This is a genomic window from Usitatibacter rugosus, from assembly GCF_013003965.1.
GTDB lineage: Bacteria > Pseudomonadota > Gammaproteobacteria > Burkholderiales > Usitatibacteraceae > Usitatibacter > Usitatibacter rugosus.
The window spans coordinates 4070281-4086444 of record NZ_CP053069.1 but is presented as its reverse complement, the minus strand read 5'-3'; the positions used below and the strand labels follow the sequence as shown (position 1 = coordinate 4086444).

Sequence of the window (16164 nt, the reverse complement as noted above, 5' to 3'; positions counted from 1 at the left end):
CCATGAAGCTCCAGGGAAAGTCCGCGCTCATCACCGGCGCGGCGCAGGGAATCGGCCTTGCATGCGCGGAGATCTTCGCGCGGGAAGGCGCCGCCGTGATGCTCGCGGACCGTGACGAGGCCCGTGGCCGCGAAGCCGCGGAACGAATCGCGAAGTCCGGCGCGCGCGCCGCGTTCGTCGCCTGCGATGTCTCGAAAAGCGCCCAGGTGCAGGCCGCCGTGGATGCAGCCGTGAAGGCCTTCGGCCGCCTCGACATCCTCGTGGCCAACGCCGGCATCGTCCACGCCGCCGAATTCCTGGATCTCAAGGAGGAAGACTTCACCCGCGTCCTCGACGTGAACCTGAAAGGCGTCTTCCTCGCCGGCCAGGCCGCGGCGCGCCAGATGGTGAAGCAGGGCGGGGGTGGGGCCATCATCAACATGTCGAGCGTCAACGCCGTGATGGCCATCCCGAACCAGGTGCCCTACGTCGTTTCGAAAGGTGCCATCAACCAGCTCACCAAGGTGATGTCGCTGTCACTCGCCGCGCACGGCATCCGCGTGAACGGCATCGGCCCGGGCACCATCCTCACCGAGCTCGCGAAGACCGCCGTGCTGGGCAACCGCGAGGCCGAGCGCAAGATCCTCTCGCGCACGCCGCTGGGCCGCATGGGAGAGCCTTCCGAAATCGCTTCGGTGGCCGCCTTCCTGGCCTCGGACGAAGCTTCGTACCTCACCGGCCAGACCATCTACCCCGATGGAGGGCGCCTGGCGCTCAACTACACCGTGCCGGTCGCCGACTGATAAAATTCCCGGTCTCGAATTCCAAGGATTCCGCCATGAAACGCATCGCTCTTGCCGTCCTGCTCTCGCTGGGCGCCCCCTTTGCCTTCGCCGCTGCCGATCCCATTCCGCCCCACACCTGTGGCGACGTGCCGGAATATCCGGGCCGCCTGGGCACGGACAACCAGAAGAAGAACTTCGACAAGTCCTACAAGGCGTACGACAAGTGCATCCGCGCCTACATCGACGACCGCGTCGCGACCATGAAGGCCAACGAGGCCACCGTGAACAAGATCGTCGAGGACACCAACACCATCGTCCTCAAGATGCGCGCCGATAGCGGCGAGGACGTCGGCAAGGACGCCAAGGCTCCGGCCGCGCCGAAGATGGACACGGGCGGCAAGCAGGGCGCGAAGTACTGAGCTGGGTCCCCACTTACGTGGGGAAGACAGCTCGGTATCCCCGTGTCGACGGGGATCCAGCAAGAAAAAGGGCGGCCTCGGCCGCCCTTTTCCATTCATGCCTCGGTGCTACTCGGGAATCGCCAGGATGCTGTTGGCGAAGAGGATCGCGTCCGCAGGCGCAGGCGTAGCCGCGATCGGCGGAACGTTCGCCGCGGTGATCGCCGGCGCAGCACCCGGAGCGCCGCCGCGCGGGATGGTGCGCACGACCTGCGAAGCCGGAATCGGCGTGTTGTTGCGCAGCTTGTTGTAGACGATGTCCATCGCCTGGATGAAGTAGCGATGCAGCGGCACCAGGCGCGTGTCGTAGCCCGCGAGCCCCAGGAAGCCGTCGAAGTGCTGCGCGTTCGTCACTTCGTAGTACGCGAGCTGGCTGCCGGTGTCGGAGAGCTTGTTCAGCGCGTAGTACGGGCGTGACGTGTGGTTCACCGGGATCAGCGTGTCGGAGCGTCCGTGCACGATGACCGCCGGCTTGCCGCGCAGGTTGCCGGTGCGCTTCACCTGCTCGATGCCGGCGCGCGTGGCGATCGCACCCGGCGTGGCACCCGTGAAGAGCGTGCGCAGGCAGTTGGCGCCATCGTAGTTGTAGTCGGCGAGGTTGCTCGAGGGCGAGATGGAGACCGCGTCGAGCGCCGTGCCGCCCACGGAGTTGTTGTTGAGGATATTGATGCCCGAGGTCGGCGGCACGCCGTTGCCGGTGCCGAAGAGCTGCGCCGAGGCGTTGTTGGCGATCACGGCAGGCACGCCCGCGACAGGAGCGCCGCCGAAGCTGTAGCCGCAGAGGTTGTCGCGCACGCCGGAACGCGAGTAGGCCGTTGCATACGTGTACGTGACCGACAGCGTGGCCAGGGCGTAGTGCGAGGCGTGGAAGAGATCGGAATCCGCCTCCCAGCCCGACGCGTGCAGCAAGGCCAGCGCGCTCGTCGCACGATCCGCCGTCGTGGTGCCGCTGATGATCCCGGCATTCGCGAGATCGGTGCAGCGGTTCGCCGCGTTGGGAGCGAGGATGTTGGTCGCGAGCAGCGGCGAGTTGGCCACCGACGGCGCCAGGGCCGCGCACGGCTGCACCATGTTCGCGATCGTGAAGTAGTCATACAGCGGCTTGCTGTTGGACGCCACGGTGGTCGAGCCGCGCCGGATGGTGACGCCCGTGGGCGCGTTCATCTGGATCTGCGGCTCCGCGACGGCCAGGCCGTCGATGTAGTTGTCGTTGTCCTGCTCCAGGGCGGCCACCGCGGCGCCGGCGCCGTTGGAGACGCTGGAGGCGATCACGATCGTGTTGTCGTTGTTGATGATCACCTGGCGCTCGCCGTTGTTCAGCGGGCCGTACTTCTCGTTGAGGGCGTAGAACGCGAAGCGGATGGCCTGGATCGTGTGCTGGCCCCAGTCCTTCTCGGGGTTCTGCTGCGAGTGCGCGTGCTTGTACGCCCAGCGGTTCGGGAAGGCGGTGTTGAACGCGGCGCGTTCCGCATCCGTGCCCGCGGCGGTGAAGATCGACTGCACGCCGAGCGTGCCGGCGTTGCCGCGCTGGCCCTGCAGGTTATAGACGGTGTTGGCGGCGAGGTCGTGGCCGCCGTTGCCCGAGCCCTTGTCGGTGTAGGCGACGGCGCAGCCTTTCTTCAGGCCCCACTCGCCGGCGGTGGCGATCGCGCCGTAGATGCCGCGCGAGCCGCTCGAGGCGGCCGTCACGATGCACGGGTTCGTCGTGCTGAAGGTGTTGGGGATCTGCACCATCACCGTCACGTTGAGCTTGCCGGTGCCGTCGTCGGCGTAGGCGATGAATTCCTCGCCCCCGATCCTGCCCTCGCCGGGCGTGACGGCGCCGCTGGAGTCCACGTTGGGGCCGTAGAGCACGCCGTAGCCGCCGTTGGTGGTCATGTCCACGAGCGCGCGGTAGTTGTTGTAGATGGCCTGGCGGCGAAGCTCCGCGACGGTGGGATTGGCCGCATCCGCGAACGCGGGCAGAGCGCCCTGCAGCCCGCTCTTGCCGAGGCCGGCCGTGAGGAGGTCGTTGCTCGTGCCGTCGTATGCGTTCCGCACGACGGTGCCCTTCACGAAGTCGGGCAGCGTGTTGACCGGCGGGATGGCGTTGTCGGAATCGCTGTTGTTGCAGGCCGCGAGCGCGGACGCGGCGACGATGAGGAGTGCGCGCGTGAATTGGGACGACATGGTTTCCCCTCCAAGGGTGGTTGTTCCGGGCGCTGCCGGTTCTTCTTCAGGACGGCAACGACTCGCAAGGCACGTGCCATCGGGACGGTTGCGCCAAGTCCCTGAGGCGAAAGACGAACCCCAGGAGCCTGGGAGGCTCTCTGCAAGGGCTTGTCCGGGATTGCGGAACAGTGTCCGAAATCCCGGACGAAACTTCAATGACGCCGGTCACCCCGCGCGGGCGCGAGGGCCGAAAGCTTCTGGTAGAGCGTCGCACGCGAGATGCCCAGCAGCTCCGCGGCGAGGATCTTCTTGCCCTCGGCGGCGGCGAGCGCGGACTTGATCGCGTGGCGCTCGGCATCGGCGACCACGTCGGCCAGGCGCAGCGTCGGGCGATCGCCCGGGCGTGACGCGGGAGCCAGCCGCGGCAGCACGAGGCTGAATTCCTCGGCCGAGAGGCGCGCGTTGTCGGAGTTCATCGTCACTTGCTCGAGGACGTTGCGCAGCTCCCGGATGTTGCCGGGCCAGGAGTAGGCGGAGAGCACGGCGAGCGCGGTGGGCGTGAGCTCCCGCGGCGGGCGGCCGCTCGCTCGCGAGATGTCCTCGAGGATGTGGTCGCACAGCAGCTCGAGGTCGCCGATGCGGTCGCGCAGCGGCGGCAGCTCGATCGGCAGCACCGAAAGACGATAGTAGAGGTCGGAACGGAAGCGGCCCATCGAGACCATCTGGCGCAGGTCCACGCTGGACGCCGCGATCACGCGCACATCCACCTTGGCCACGCGGTTGGATCCGAGCGGCTCGACTTCCTTCTCCTGCAGCACGCGCAGCAGCTTCGCCTGCACGCCCATCGGCATATCGCCCACCTCGTCGAGGAAGAGCGTGCCGCCGTTGGCGAGGACGAACTTGCCGTCGCGCCCGCGCTTGTCCGCGCCTGTGTAGGCCGAGGCCGCGGCCCCGAAGAACTCGGATTCGAGCAGCGTGTCGGGAATGGCGGCGACGTTGATGCCGATGAAGGGGCCGTGCGCGCGCGGGCTCGCCGCGTGGATCGCCTGGGCCAGCACTTCCTTGCCGGTGCCGGTCTCTCCCAGCAGCAGCACCGTGGTTTCCGCCTGCGCGGCACGGCGCGCCTGGCGCTTCGTCTCCATGGCGGCGGGCGAGCTGCCCATGAAGTTCGTGAACGTGTACTTCACGCGCCGCTCCTCGGCGAGGGTCTTCTGGGTGTCGGCGAGCTGCGTCTCCAGCCGCTGGAACTTGGAGACGAGCGGATGCAGGTGCTTGAGGCTGTCGAAGATCATGAAGCCCGCGGCGCCGATGATGCGGCCGCGCTCGTCCTTGATCGGCACGCGCATCACGACGAAGGAGTCGGGGCCGAACTGCATGATGTCGAGCATCATCGGCTCGCCGGTGCGCACCACTTCGCGCATGAGGCTGTTGGGGATCACGTCCTCGACCACTTTGCCGACGGCGCTCGCGGGTGAAGCAAGGCCCAGGCGCGCGGCGTACTTGTCGCTGATCCACACCACCTTGGCGTCGCGGTCGATGATGATCGCGCCCTCGCACATGCCGTCGAGGCCTTCGAACAGCGACTTCTTGGCGATCCGGCGAATGGCATCCGGATCCTTCAGGCGTCCCATGGGTTTTCCTCCTCCTGCGGCCCAAATAAAGGGGTCAGACCCCTTTATCGAGCTCTTTGGTTTTGGGCCTTACTTGACGACGCTGCTGTCCTGGCCGAAGAGGATCTTTCGCTCTTCCTCGGATCGGGTCGAGGTCGGCGAGGGATTGATCTCCTTCGCCCGGGCATACGCGCGCTGCGTGGCGGGGCGCGCGCGGATCGCGGCGAGCCAGCGCTTGAGGCTGGGGAAGTCGTCGATCTTCTGGCCCTGGCGATCCGGGTTGATCCACGGATACGCGGCCATGTCGGCGATCGTGTACTGCTTGCCCATGATGAAGTCGCGGCCCTTGAGGCGCTTGTCGAGCACGCCGTAGAGGCGGTTCGTTTCCTTCACGTAGCGGTCGATCGCGTAGGGGATCTTCTCGGGGGCGTACATGGAGAAGTGGTGGTTCTGGCCGAGCATCGGTCCCAGGCCGCCCATCTGCCACATGAGCCATTCCAGCGTCTCGACCTGGCCGCGCAAGTCCTTGGGGATGAACGTCCCGGTCTTGCCGGCGAGGTAGAGCAGGATCGCGCCCGACTCGAACACGCTGATCGGCTTGCCGCCATCGGCCGGCGCATGGTCGACGATCGCGGGAATCTTGTTGTTGGGCGAAATCGCAAGGAAGTCGGGCTTGAACTGGTCGCCCTTGCCGATGTTGATGCCGTGGAGGCGGTATTCCATCGCCGCTTCTTCCAGGAACATCGTGATCTTGTGGCCGTTTGGCGTGGTCCAGTAGTAGAGATCGATCATGGGTTCCCTCCGGGCCGGCCATTATGTCCGAAATATTGGACGAGCAAACAAGCCTCGGGTAGCGGGAACGGCGTTGGAGCGGACGAGAAGCGACGCCGCTCAACGCCGGCGGGCAGGGCGCCTCATTTTCCCATCGGCCCCGTGTCGCACCGTTTGTATTGGTCGGGCCATGCCATCGTCACGCCCAGGATCTTCGCGGCGTGGCGGGGCCAGTAGGGATCGCGCAGCAGTTCACGGGCGAGGAGCACGGCGTCGGCTTGTCCCGTGTGGAGGATGTGCTCCGACTGCACTGCATCGGTGATCAACCCCACCGCGCCGGTGGGAATGTCCACCTCGCGCTTCACCGCCTGCGAGAACGGCACCTGGTAACCGGGGCCGAGCGTGATCTTCTGGTCGTGCGCGTTGCCGCCGCTGGAGCAGGTGATGAAGTCGATGCCGATCGCCTTCAGCGCCTTGCAGAACACGATCGATTGCTCGAGGTCCCAGCCGCCTTCCTTCCAGTCGCTGGCCGAGATGCGCACGAGCACGGGCTTGTCCTGCGGCCACGCGTCACGGATCGCTTTCGCGGCGGCCAGGCCGAAGCGCATGCGATTTTCGAGCGAGCCGCCGTACGCATCGGTGCGATGGTTCGAAAGCGGCGAGAGGAACTCGTGGATGAGATATCCGTGCGCCGCGTGGACCTCCGCGACATCGAAGCCCGCATCGAGCGCGAAGCGGGCCGCCTTCGCAAAGTCGTCCACCGTCTTCTCGATCTCGGCCACGCTCATGGCGCGCGGCACCGCATAGTCGCCGAACGGAATGGCGCTCGGGCCGAGCGTCGTCCATCCGCCTTCCGAGGGCGCGAGCGGCTTGCCCCCGAGCCACGGCTTGTTGCACGAAGCCTTGCGCCCCGCATGCGCGATCTGCATGCCGGGCACGCTGCCGTGCGCGCGGATGAAATCGGTGACGCGCTTCCATTCCTTCGCATGCCTTTCGGACCAGATGCCCGCGTCCCAGGGCGTGATGCGTCCCTCGGGCGTCACGGCACTGGCTTCGGTGAGCACGAGCGAGGCGCCGCCGATCGCGCGGCTGCCGAGGTGCACGAGGTGCCACTCGTTGGGCAGGCCGTCCTCGGAAGAGTACTGGCACATCGGGGAAACGAAGACACGGTTCGGGAATTCGACCGTGCGCAGCCGCAGGGGCGAGAAGAGTTTCGACATGGGAATGCACGGAGAGGAGGTTCTTGCGAAGATAGCAGACATGAATCCCCTCACTATCCGCGCGGGACGCAAGGCGCTTGATCGCATCCGCACGCATGGCCTCGACGCGGCCGACATCGCGCTCGTTCCCGGTGCCGCCGGCGGACCCAAGGGCCTCGGCATCGCGGGGCTCGACCGCGCGATCTTCGGGGACTGGCTTCCGGCCAAGCCGCGCGTGCGCCACCTCGTGGGCTCGTCCATCGGAGCATGGCGCTTTGCCGCCGCTTGCTGCAGCGATCCGGCGGAGGTCCTCGCACGCTTCGCCAAGGGCTACTCCGAGCAGCGCTATGGCGCGAAGCCCAGCGCACGCAGCGTGTCCGACTCGGCCCGCGCCCTGTTGAAGGATCTCTTCGCGGGGCGCGAGGCGGAGATCCTCGGCCATGCGAACTACCGGCTGCACATCCTGGCCGTGCGCGGCCTCGGCCCCTTGAAGCGGGATTCGCGCTACGGCACGCCCATGGGCTTTGGCCTGGCTGCGCTCGCCAACGCCGTGGGACGCCGCCATCTCGCGCGGTTCATCGAGCGGACCGTGTTCCACGATCGCCGCGAGCGTCCGCCCTTCATGGCGGTCGATCGCTTCGATGCGTTCCATACGCACGCGGTGGCGCTCGACGTGAGAAATCTCAATGAGGCGCTGGTCGCCACCGCTTCGATCCCGATCGTGCTCGAGGGCGTGGCGGACATTCCCGATGCGCCCCTGGGCACGTACTGGGACGGCGGCATCATCGACTATCACTTGCACCTGCCCTACCAGCACGCCGAGGGCCTCGTGCTCTACCCGCACTTCACCGACCGCATCGTGCCCGGCTGGCTCGACAAGCCAATGCCCTGGCGGCGCGCGCGGGGCGAGTGGCTGGACAACGTGGTGCTCGTGGCGCCGTCCCGCGAATACCTCGCGAAGATGCCGCACGGCAAGCTGCCCGACCGCAACGATTTCAAGCGCTACCTGCACGACTACGACGCGCGCCTCAAGTACTGGCGATTCGCGATCAGCGAGAGCGATCGACTGGCGGAGGCGTTCCTCGCCTTCGCGGCGCGGCCCGATCCGGCCCTCGTACTGCCGCTCTGAAGCCGCGCTACGGGCGGGGGTATTGGAGGGCGACCTCTTCGCGGATCAACGCCTCCAGTCCCTTGGGTCCGGGCTGGGCAAGCGAACGGCCGTTCACGAAGAACTCCGGCGTGCCCGACACTTTGACCGTCTTGGCGGCCTCCATGTCCAGTGCCAGGCGCCGCGTGATCTCCGGCGCACCCATGTCGCGCTTCAGGCGATCGACATCCAGTCCGACGCCTTTGAGGATTCCGAGGGCCTGGTCCGCGTTTGCGACGTGACCGCGTGTCCAGCGGTCCTGCGACGCGAGCAGCGCTTCCAGCGCGGGAACGTACTTGTCCTGCGCGCGGGCGGCCTCGAGCATGCGCGCGACCGGCTCCGCGCCGCGGTGGAAGGGAACGTGGCGCACCGAAAGGCGCACACGACCGGGATGCGCGGCCATGAGCTTCTTCAGCCCGGGATAGAAAGCCGCACAGGCTTCGCACGCCGGGTCGAGGAACTCGACGATGTGCACCTTGGCGTCGGCCGGGCCGATCTGCGGAGAGTGCTCGCTCGCGAGCGCGCGCAGGCGGTTCGCGTTCTCTTGCGTGGGCATGCTCGATGCGTTCGTGCCGAGGACGAGGAACAGGGGCAGGGCGAGGGTGGCAAGGATGCGTGGGTTCATGCGCATGGAGTTCCGGTTGGGTGGGGCTAGCTGCGCGCCGCGAACGCGCCGATCACCGCGAGCATCATGCCAGCGATCTGGACCGGCGCCAGTGCCTCGCCGAACAGCGCGAGCGCCATGAACGCCGACACCGCCGGCGCCAGGTAAAGCAACGGCGCGACCTTCGACGCGGCGCCGCGCTTGAGCAACACCAGCAGGATCGAGATCCCGCCGACGGAGAGGCCGAGCACCGCCCAGGCCAGCGCGCCGTAGAGCGCGGGACTGCCGTCGAAGTGGTTGGACTCGAGCGCGTACGCGAAGGGCGCGGTGAGCACGGTCGCGCCGACGAACTGGATCGCGGCGTTCACGCGGAGATCCATGTCCGGCTTCGTGCGCTTCTGCCAGATCGTGCCCAGCGTGAACGACAACGTGGCGAGCACCGCGGCGAGGAGGGCCAGGATCGGGACGCCCGCGCCGGCCGCGAGCCGCGGCTCGAGGATGAGCGCCACGCCAACCACGCCGATCGCGATGCCCACCCACTGGCGCGGCAACAGGCGCTCGTGCAGCAGCGGGATCGCGAGCATCGCGGTGAAGAACGGGTGCAGCGCCGTGACGAGTCCCGTGAGCCCCGGGCCGAGCCCCTGCGACACGGCCCAGAACACGCCGCCCGTGTAGAACCCGTGCAGCAACATCCCCGCGATGATCGCGTCGCGCCATTTCCGGGGATCGCGCGGCCATGCGGCGCGGGCGCCGAAGGAAAGCGCGGCGAACACCGCGATGCTGCAGGCGAAGCGCAGCGCCAGGAACGTGATCGGATCGGCGCGTCCCGCGACGATGCCGGCGACGATGAACCCGGTCGCCCAGATCAGGACGAAGAGGCCCGACAGGAAGGCGATCATCGCCGCGCTAGTCGAGCGTGAGGTTCAGGGCGCTCGCGGCGCGCGCCCAGCGCTCGCGCTCGGTCCGCAAGCGCTCCGCGAGCGCCTCGGGCGTGGAGCCCACCGGATCGATCCATTGGCGATCCCACAGGCTCGCCTTCAGCTCGGGGCTCCGGATGATGCGCACGAGTTCGGCGTTCAGGCGTGCGAGGGCTTCGGGCGGCGTCTTCGCGGGCGCCATCACGGCGATCCACACGTCGGCCTCGAAGCCGGGATAGCCCGACTCCGCGACCGTCGGCACGTTCGCGATCAGCGGCGAGCGCTTCGCCGAAGTTTGCGCGAGGACCCTCACCTTGCCGGCTTCGACCTGCGGAATCAGCGCCGTCGGGTTGAGCGACAGCAGTTGCACGTCGCCGGCCACGAGCGCCATCACCGCAGGCGCGCCACCGTTGTACGGGATGTGGACCGTGCGAATGCCGGCCGCGCCATTCAGCAGCTCCATCGAGAGCTGCGAGATGCTTCCCTTCCCGACGGAGGCGAAGTTGAGCTTGCCCGGCTCGGCCTTCGCGCGCGACACAAGCTCCTTCAACGTCGCGATGCGGAGCGACGCATTCACCGCGATCAGGTTGGGCGAGGTGCCGACCAGCGTGATGGGTGCCAGGTCGCGCAGCGGATCGTAGGGAAGGTCCTTGTAGAGCGCCGGGCTCACGACGAGCGGGCCGTTGGTGCCGACGAGGAGCGTGAGCCCATCGGGCGCGCTCCTTGCGACGACCTCCGCCGCGATGTTGCCGCCGGCCCCGGGACGGTTCTCCACGACGACGGGTTGGCCGAGCGCTTTCGACAGCGGTTCGGCGAGCGTGCGCGCGACGACGTCGGGTTGTCCGCCGGCCGCGAACGGTACGACGAGCTTCACGGGTCGAGTGGGCGTCCAGTCGGCGAACGCGTGTCCCGCGAGTGCCAGGACGAACAGGAACAGGAGGCGACGCACTAGTAGTTCAGGTTCGGCGCGAGCCAGCGTTCCATCGCCGAGAGGTCCATGCCCTTGCGGTGCGCGTAGTCGGCGACCTGGTCGCGCTCGATCTTCCCCACCGCGAAATAGCGCGACTCGGGATGCGAAAGGTAGAAGCCGGCCACCGCGGCCGTGGGCAGCATGGCGTACGCGTCCGTGAGCTCCATGCCGGCGTTCTTCTCCGCCGAGAGCACGCGGAAGAGCTCGCCCTTCTCCGTATGGTCGGGGCAGGCGGGATAGCCGGGCGCGGGGCGGATGCCGGCGTACTTCTCGGCGACGAGGTCCTCGTTCGGGAGGTTCTCGCCTTCGGCATATCCCCAGAACGTGGTGCGCACGAGGTGGTGCAGGTGCTCGGCGAAGGCTTCGGCGAGGCGGTCGGCGATCGCCTTCAGCATGATCGCGCTGTAGTCGTCGTTCTTCTTCTCGAACTCCTTCACCTTCGCGTCGATGCCGATGCCGGCGGTGACCGCGAAGCCGCCCACGTAGTCCGCGACGCCCGAGTCCTTGGGGGCGACGAAGTCCGCGAGGCACTGGTTCGGGTTGCCCGAAGGCTTCTCGTTCTGCTGGCGCAGGTTGTGCCACGTCATCAGCGTGTGCGAGCGCGTCTCGTCGGTATAGACCTCGATGTCGTCACCCACGGCGTTCGCGGGCCACAGGCCGAAGACGCCGCTCGCGGTGAGCCAGCGGCCCTTCACGACGCGGTCCAGCATCGCGAGTCCGTCGCGATGGAGGTTGCTCGCGGCTTCTCCTACGACCTCGTCCTTGAGGATCGCCGGATACTTCCCGGCCAGGTCCCACGCCTGGAAGAACGGCGCCCAGTCGATGAAGGGCACGAGCTTCTCTAGCGGGTAGTTCTTGAGCGCCATCACGCCGAGGCTGCGCGGCTTGGGCGGCATGTGCGCGGCCCAGTCGATCTTGATGGCGTTGGCACGCGCGGCCGCGATCGCGACGGACTTCTGGCCCGTCTTGTTGGCGTGGGCCTCGCGCACTTTGACGTAATCGTCGCGCACCGACTGTACGTAGCCGTCGCGTCCGCCTTCGGTGGAGAGCAGGCTCGAAGCCACGCCAACCGCTCGCGATGCGTCCGGCACCCAGACCGTGGGGCCGGAGTAGTGCGGCTCGATCTTCACCGCCGTGTGCGTGCGCGACGTGGTGGCCCCGCCGATCAGCAGCGGCATCTTGAACCCGAGGCGCTCCATCTCCTTGGCGAAGTGGGCCATCTCCTCGAGCGAGGGCGTGATGAGGCCCGAGAGCCCGATCATGTCCGCGTTGGTCTCGATGGCGGTGTCGAGGATCTTCTGCGCCGGCACCATGACGCCGAGATCGACGACCTCGTAGTTGTTGCACTGGAGCACGACGCCCACGATGTTCTTGCCGATGTCGTGCACGTCGCCCTTGACGGTGGCCATCACGACCTTGCCCTTGGCCTTCGCATCGGCCGTGCCTAGGCGCTTCTTCTCTTCCTCGATGAAAGGCACGAGGTGGGCGACGGCCTGCTTCATCACGCGGGCACTCTTCACGACCTGCGGGAGGAACATCTTCCCGGAGCCGAAGAGGTCGCCCACGACGTTCATGCCGTCCATGAGCGGGCCCTCGATCACCTGGATCGGGCGCTCGAATTGCTGGCGGGCCTCTTCCGTGTCCTCGACGATGTATTGCGTGATGCCCTTCACGAGCGAGTGGACCAGGCGCTCCTTCACCGGAGCGCTGCGCCACTCGAGCTCCTGGGCGGCGTCCTTCTTCTGGCCCTTGAAGGTCTCGGCGAATTCGACCAGGCGCTCCGTCGAATCCTTGCGGCGGTCGAAGAGGACGTCCTCGACGTGCTCGAGCAGGTCCTTCGGGATCTCCGCGTACACGCCGAGCTGGCCCGCGTTGACGATGCCCATCGTCATGCCGGCTTTGGCCGCGTGATAGAGGAACGCCGTGTGCATCGCTTCGCGCACCGGTTCGTTGCCGCGGAAGGAGAAGGAGAGGTTCGAGACGCCGCCCGAGGTGCTCGCGTGCGGCAGGTGACGATGGATCCACGCCAGCGCCTCGAGGTAGTCGATGGCGTAGCGGTTGTGTTCCTCGATGCCGGTGGCGATCGCGAAGATGTTCGCATCGAAGATGATGTCTTCGGGCGGGATGCCGACCTGCTCGGTGAGGAGCTTGTAGCTGCGCTGGCAGATGGAGATCTTGCGCTCGAGCGTATCCGCCTGGCCCTTCTCGTCGAAGGCCATCACGATGACCGCCGCGCCGTAGCGCCGGGCGAGCGTCGCGTGCTTGATGAATTCCGCCTCGCCTTCCTTCATCGAGATCGAGTTCACGATGCACTTGCCCTGCACGCACTTGAGCCCCGCCTCGATCACGCTCCACTTCGAGCTGTCGATCATGACCGGCACGCGGCAGATGTCCGGTTCCGCCTGGACGAGGTTCAGGAACTTCGCCATGGCCGCCTGCGAGTCGAGCATCGCCTCGTCCATGTTCACGTCGATCACCTGCGCGCCGTTCTCCACCTGCTGGCGGGCGACCGTGAGGGCTTCGGCATAGTCGCCGGCGAGGATCAGGCGCGCGAAGGCCTTGGAGCCCGTGACGTTGGTGCGCTCGCCCACGTTCACGAAGAGCGAGTCGTGGCCGACGTTGAGGGGCTCGAGGCCCGCGAGGCGCAGCTTCGGCTCGATCTTCGGGATCACGCGCGGCGGGAAGGCGGAGACCGTCTCCACGATGGCCTTGATGTGATCGGGTGTGGTGCCGCAGCAGCCGCCGGTGATGTTGAGCCAGCCCGCTTGCGCCCATTCCTTGATGTAGCCCGCGGTCTCGGTCGGGAGCTCGTCGTACTCCGCCATCGCATTGGGAAGGCCCGCGTTCGGATGCGCGGAGACGAATACATCCGCGATGCGCGCGAGCTCCTCGATGTGCGGGCGCAGCTGCTTGGCGCCCAGCGCGCAGTTGAAGCCGACGGACAGGGGCTTCGCGTGGCGCACGGAATTCCAGAAGGCCTCCGGCGTCTGGCCCGAGAGCGTGCGGCCGGATGCATCGGTGATCGTGCCGGAGATCATGATCGGTAGCCGCGTGCCCGTCTCGGCGAAGTACTCGTCGACCGCGAAGAGCGCCGCCTTGCAGTTCAGCGTGTCGAAGATCGTCTCGACGAGGATCAGGTCCACGCCGCCTTCGACGAGGGCGATCGTCGCTTCGCGGTAGGCGTCCTTCACCTGGTCGAAGGTCACGGCCCGGTAGCCCGGATCGTTCACGTCGGGCGAGAGGGAGAGCGTGCGGTTCATCGGGCCCAGCACGCCGGCGACGAAGCGCGGTTTCTTCGGCGTCTTCGCCGTGAACCCGTCCGCCACGGAGCGGGCGAGGCGCGCGCCTTCGAGGTTCAGGTCGCGGACGATGGACTCGAGGCCGTAGTCGGCCTGCGAGATCGACGTCGAGTTGAAGGTGTTGGTCTCGAGGATGTCGGCGCCGGCCTCGAGGTATTGCTCGTGGATCTCGCGGATCACCCCGGGCTGCGTGAGCGTGAGGAGGTCGTTGTTGCCGCGCAGGTCCTTCGCGTGCGCCTTGAAGCGCTCGCCGCGGTACTGCTCCTCGGTCAGCGAGTGGCGCTGGATCATGGTGCCCATGGCGCCGTCCAGCACGAGGATGCGCTGGGCGAGCGCGTCCGTCAGCGCCTGGAGGCGGGCAGGGCGGGGGGAAATCGTCTGGTCCATGGCGTTATTATCCCTGACCCTCTCCCGTCTCCGCCATGAATCCGAAAGACCCCACGCTCCATCCGGAAACACTCGCCGCGCAAGGCCTCGGCCGCGTGGCCCAGCCCTATGCGGACATCGTGCCGCCGATCCACGTCTCGACGACCTACGAGCGCAGCGGGGACGGCACCTATCCCGGCGGCCGCGTGTATTCGCGCGCCGACAATCCGGGCTACGACCAGCCGGAGGCGCTGATCGCGGCGCTGGAAGGCGCGCCTTCGGCCATGCTCTTCGCCTCGGGGCAGGCCGCCTCGGCGGCGGTGTTCCAGTCGCTCGCGGCCGGCGACCGGGTGCTGGCCCCGCGCAACATGTACTGGGCCTTCCGCAAGTGGCTGCTGGAGTTCGCGGTGCCCTGGGGCCTCGTCGTGGATTTCTACGACAACGCCGATCCGGGCGACTTGGCGAAGCGCGTCGGCGAGAAGAAGACGCGGCTCGTGTGGGTCGAGACGCCGGCCAATCCCACCTGGGATGTGACCGATATCGCGGACGCGGCCCGTGCCGTGCACGCGGCGGGCGCGGTGCTCGCGGTGGATTCGACCTGCGCCACGCCCGTGCTCACGCGGCCGATCGAGCTGGGCGCCGATCTCGTCATGCACTCCGCCACGAAATACCTGAACGGCCACTCGGACGTGATCGCGGGCGTGCTCGCGACCGCGCGAGACGATGACCTCTGGAAGCGCATCCGCTACGTGCGCGGCGGCGGCGGCGCGATCCTCGGCCCCTTCGAGGCGGCGCTGCTGATGCGCGGCATGCGCACGCTGCACCTGCGCGTGAAGGCCGCGAGCACCAATGCGCTCGCGATCGCGCGCCACTTCGAGAAGGACAAGCGGTTCTCGCACGTGCTCTATCCGGGCCTCGCCTCGCATCCTGCGAGTGCCATCGCGGTGCGGCAGATGAGTGGCGGTTTCGGCGGGATGCTCTCACTGCGCGTTGCTGCGGGTGAGCAGGCGAGCAAGGACTTCACGGCACGTTTGAAAGTCTTCAAGCGCGCCACGTCGCTGGGCTCCGTCGAGAGCCTCGCGGAACATCGTGCGAGCGTGGAAGGCCCGGGCACGTTCTGCCCTGCCGACCTCGTCCGCCTCTCGGTCGGCATCGAGCACGTCGACGACCTCATCAACGACATCGAACAGGCCATCTCATGAAAGCGATCTGGAAGGACACGGTCATCGCGGAATCGAACGACACGGTGGTGGTGGAGGGAAACCACTATTTCCCGATCGGATCGGTGAAGCGCGACCTGCTGGTACCCAGCGACCACACCTCGGTGTGCCCGTGGAAGGGCACGGCCAACTACTACTCCCTCAACGTCGCGGGTGCCGAGAACAAGGATGCCGTCTGGTACTACGCCGAGCCCAAGGACGCGGCGAAGGAGATCAAGGGCCGCGTGGCATTCTGGAAGGGCGTGAAGGTCGTTTCCTGAAGACAGGAACCATCCGGTAAAATGTGCATCTGAAGAACAGACCATGACCCGCCGCCCCTTCCGCCGACTTCTGGCCCTGCTCGCAACTGTCACCCTGCTGTCCTCGCAGGCGGCGATGGCCGGCTTCGCGTGCCCGCTCACGGGGGAAACCCCGCAGGCGATGCACCAGGCCATGGACGAAGGCGCGTGCCACAAGGCGCCGGACGCGGGCTCGAAGACGCTCTGCCAGAAGTCCTGCCAGGACGAGGCGCAGCAGCGAGACAACCCGCAGGTCGATGTCCCCGCGGTGCCGGTGCACGATGCGCCGCCCGTCGCGAAATCGGAGGGTTGGGTTCCCGTCCTCCTGGCACTTCCCCCCGAGCCGGATCGCGCCCGGCCCACCGCACCACCCCCTCGCATCAAGAACGCGCGGTTCCAGAAATAGCCCA

14 protein-coding genes are annotated in these 16164 nt (G+C 67.4%); 6 read left to right on the top strand and 8 right to left on the bottom strand.

The window, feature by feature from the left end:
* Window positions 1-2 precede the first annotated feature (2 nt).
* Together DSM104443_RS19395 and DSM104443_RS19390 are read left to right on the top strand one after the other, a co-directional pair.
* Window positions 3-782 carry an SDR family NAD(P)-dependent oxidoreductase gene (locus DSM104443_RS19395; RefSeq protein ID WP_171095236.1) on the top strand — a complete coding sequence of 260 codons (780 nt, stop codon included), beginning with the start codon at window positions 3-5 and terminating at the stop codon, window positions 780-782.
* A gap of 35 nt (window positions 783-817) precedes the next feature.
* Window positions 818-1183: a hypothetical protein gene (locus tag DSM104443_RS19390; protein WP_171095234.1), complete on the top strand. Its 366-nt coding sequence runs from the start codon at window positions 818-820 to the stop codon at window positions 1181-1183.
* A gap of 108 nt (window positions 1184-1291) precedes the next feature.
* On the opposite strand, the gene DSM104443_RS19385 is transcribed toward DSM104443_RS19390, so the two are convergent.
* The 4 genes from DSM104443_RS19385 to DSM104443_RS19370 all read right to left on the bottom strand — a co-directional run bounded on the left by DSM104443_RS19385 (window position 1292) and on the right by DSM104443_RS19370 (window position 6974).
* Window positions 1292-3391: a 3-hydroxybutyrate oligomer hydrolase family protein gene (locus DSM104443_RS19385; RefSeq protein ID WP_171095232.1), complete on the bottom strand. Its 2100-nt coding sequence runs from the start codon at window positions 3389-3391 to the stop codon at window positions 1292-1294.
* 194 nt (window positions 3392-3585) lie between these two features.
* The gene (locus tag DSM104443_RS19380; protein ID WP_171095230.1) at window positions 3586-5004 is read right to left on the bottom strand and encodes a sigma-54 interaction domain-containing protein; all 1419 of its coding nucleotides are present in this window, start codon (window positions 5002-5004) and stop codon (window positions 3586-3588) included.
* A gap of 69 nt (window positions 5005-5073) precedes the next feature.
* Entirely contained in the window at window positions 5074-5775 is a 702-nt protein-coding gene (locus DSM104443_RS19375) for a glutathione binding-like protein (RefSeq protein ID WP_171095228.1), read from the bottom strand.
* A gap of 122 nt (window positions 5776-5897) precedes the next feature.
* Window positions 5898-6974, bottom strand: a complete 1077-nt coding sequence (locus DSM104443_RS19370; RefSeq protein WP_171095226.1) for an NADH:flavin oxidoreductase/NADH oxidase — start codon at window positions 6972-6974, stop codon at window positions 5898-5900.
* 40 nt (window positions 6975-7014) lie between these two features.
* On the opposite strand from DSM104443_RS19370, the gene DSM104443_RS19365 reads away from it, so the two are divergent.
* On the top strand, window positions 7015-8082 hold the full coding sequence (locus DSM104443_RS19365; protein WP_171095224.1) for a patatin-like phospholipase family protein: 1068 nt from the start codon (window positions 7015-7017) through the stop codon (window positions 8080-8082).
* A gap of 7 nt (window positions 8083-8089) precedes the next feature.
* Here the strand turns inward: DSM104443_RS19365 and DSM104443_RS19360 are convergent, their stop codons facing one another.
* Genes DSM104443_RS19360 through metH form a run of 4 tightly spaced genes read right to left on the bottom strand, consistent with a single transcriptional unit; the run spans window position 8090 to window position 14277 of the window.
* Window positions 8090-8725, bottom strand: coding sequence for a DsbA family protein (locus DSM104443_RS19360; protein WP_171095222.1), 636 nt, complete (start codon window positions 8723-8725; stop codon window positions 8090-8092).
* A 26-nt stretch (window positions 8726-8751) separates the two neighbouring features.
* Window positions 8752-9603 (bottom strand): DMT family transporter, encoded by an 852-nt coding sequence (locus tag DSM104443_RS19355; protein ID WP_171095220.1) that lies wholly within the window; start codon window positions 9601-9603, stop codon window positions 8752-8754.
* Window positions 9604-9610: 7 nt separating this feature from the next.
* Window positions 9611-10570: a Bug family tripartite tricarboxylate transporter substrate binding protein gene (locus tag DSM104443_RS19350; protein WP_171095218.1), complete on the bottom strand. Its 960-nt coding sequence runs from the start codon at window positions 10568-10570 to the stop codon at window positions 9611-9613.
* Entirely contained in the window at window positions 10570-14277 is a 3708-nt protein-coding gene (gene metH, locus DSM104443_RS19345; protein WP_171095215.1) for a methionine synthase, read from the bottom strand. The genes DSM104443_RS19350 and metH overlap by 1 nt, the downstream gene beginning before the upstream one ends.
* Before the next feature lie 35 nt (window positions 14278-14312).
* Between metH and DSM104443_RS19340 the strand changes: the two genes are divergently transcribed.
* From DSM104443_RS19340 to DSM104443_RS19330, 3 genes are read left to right on the top strand one after another with little or no spacing between them, the layout of a single operon-like run.
* Window positions 14313-15458, top strand: coding sequence for a trans-sulfuration enzyme family protein (locus DSM104443_RS19340; protein ID WP_171095213.1), 1146 nt, complete (start codon window positions 14313-14315; stop codon window positions 15456-15458).
* Window positions 15455-15736 carry a DUF427 domain-containing protein gene (locus DSM104443_RS19335; RefSeq protein WP_171095211.1) on the top strand — a complete coding sequence of 94 codons (282 nt, stop codon included), beginning with the start codon at window positions 15455-15457 and terminating at the stop codon, window positions 15734-15736. Before DSM104443_RS19340 ends, DSM104443_RS19335 begins: the two co-directional genes overlap by 4 nt.
* A 43-nt stretch (window positions 15737-15779) precedes the next feature.
* Window positions 15780-16160, top strand: a complete 381-nt coding sequence (locus DSM104443_RS19330) for a hypothetical protein (RefSeq protein WP_171095209.1) — start codon at window positions 15780-15782, stop codon at window positions 16158-16160.
* Window positions 16161-16164: the final 4 nt, after the last annotated feature.

What these genes read in the sequence shown, in the direction of transcription:
- DSM104443_RS19330 (WP_171095209.1), top strand. Translation starts at nt 15,780, where the DNA reads ATGACCCGCCGCCCCTTCCGCCGACTTCTGGCCCTGCTCGCAACTGTC.
- DSM104443_RS19340 (WP_171095213.1), top strand. Translation starts at nt 14,313, where the DNA reads ATGAATCCGAAAGACCCCACGCTCCATCCGGAAACACTCGCCGCGCAA.
- DSM104443_RS19395 (WP_171095236.1), top strand. Translation starts at nt 3, where the DNA reads ATGAAGCTCCAGGGAAAGTCCGCGCTCATCACCGGCGCGGCGCAGGGA.
- metH (WP_171095215.1), bottom strand. Translation starts at nt 14,277, where the DNA reads ATGGACCAGACGATTTCCCCCCGCCCTGCCCGCCTCCAGGCGCTGACG.
- DSM104443_RS19385 (WP_171095232.1), bottom strand. Translation starts at nt 3,391, where the DNA reads ATGTCGTCCCAATTCACGCGCGCACTCCTCATCGTCGCCGCGTCCGCG.
- DSM104443_RS19375 (WP_171095228.1), bottom strand. Translation starts at nt 5,775, where the DNA reads ATGATCGATCTCTACTACTGGACCACGCCAAACGGCCACAAGATCACG.
- DSM104443_RS19365 (WP_171095224.1), top strand. Translation starts at nt 7,015, where the DNA reads ATGAATCCCCTCACTATCCGCGCGGGACGCAAGGCGCTTGATCGCATC.
- DSM104443_RS19370 (WP_171095226.1), bottom strand. Translation starts at nt 6,974, where the DNA reads ATGTCGAAACTCTTCTCGCCCCTGCGGCTGCGCACGGTCGAATTCCCG.
- DSM104443_RS19355 (WP_171095220.1), bottom strand. Translation starts at nt 9,603, where the DNA reads ATGATCGCCTTCCTGTCGGGCCTCTTCGTCCTGATCTGGGCGACCGGG.
- DSM104443_RS19390 (WP_171095234.1), top strand. Translation starts at nt 818, where the DNA reads ATGAAACGCATCGCTCTTGCCGTCCTGCTCTCGCTGGGCGCCCCCTTT.
- DSM104443_RS19380 (WP_171095230.1), bottom strand. Translation starts at nt 5,004, where the DNA reads ATGGGACGCCTGAAGGATCCGGATGCCATTCGCCGGATCGCCAAGAAG.
- DSM104443_RS19360 (WP_171095222.1), bottom strand. Translation starts at nt 8,725, where the DNA reads ATGAACCCACGCATCCTTGCCACCCTCGCCCTGCCCCTGTTCCTCGTC.
- DSM104443_RS19335 (WP_171095211.1), top strand. Translation starts at nt 15,455, where the DNA reads ATGAAAGCGATCTGGAAGGACACGGTCATCGCGGAATCGAACGACACG.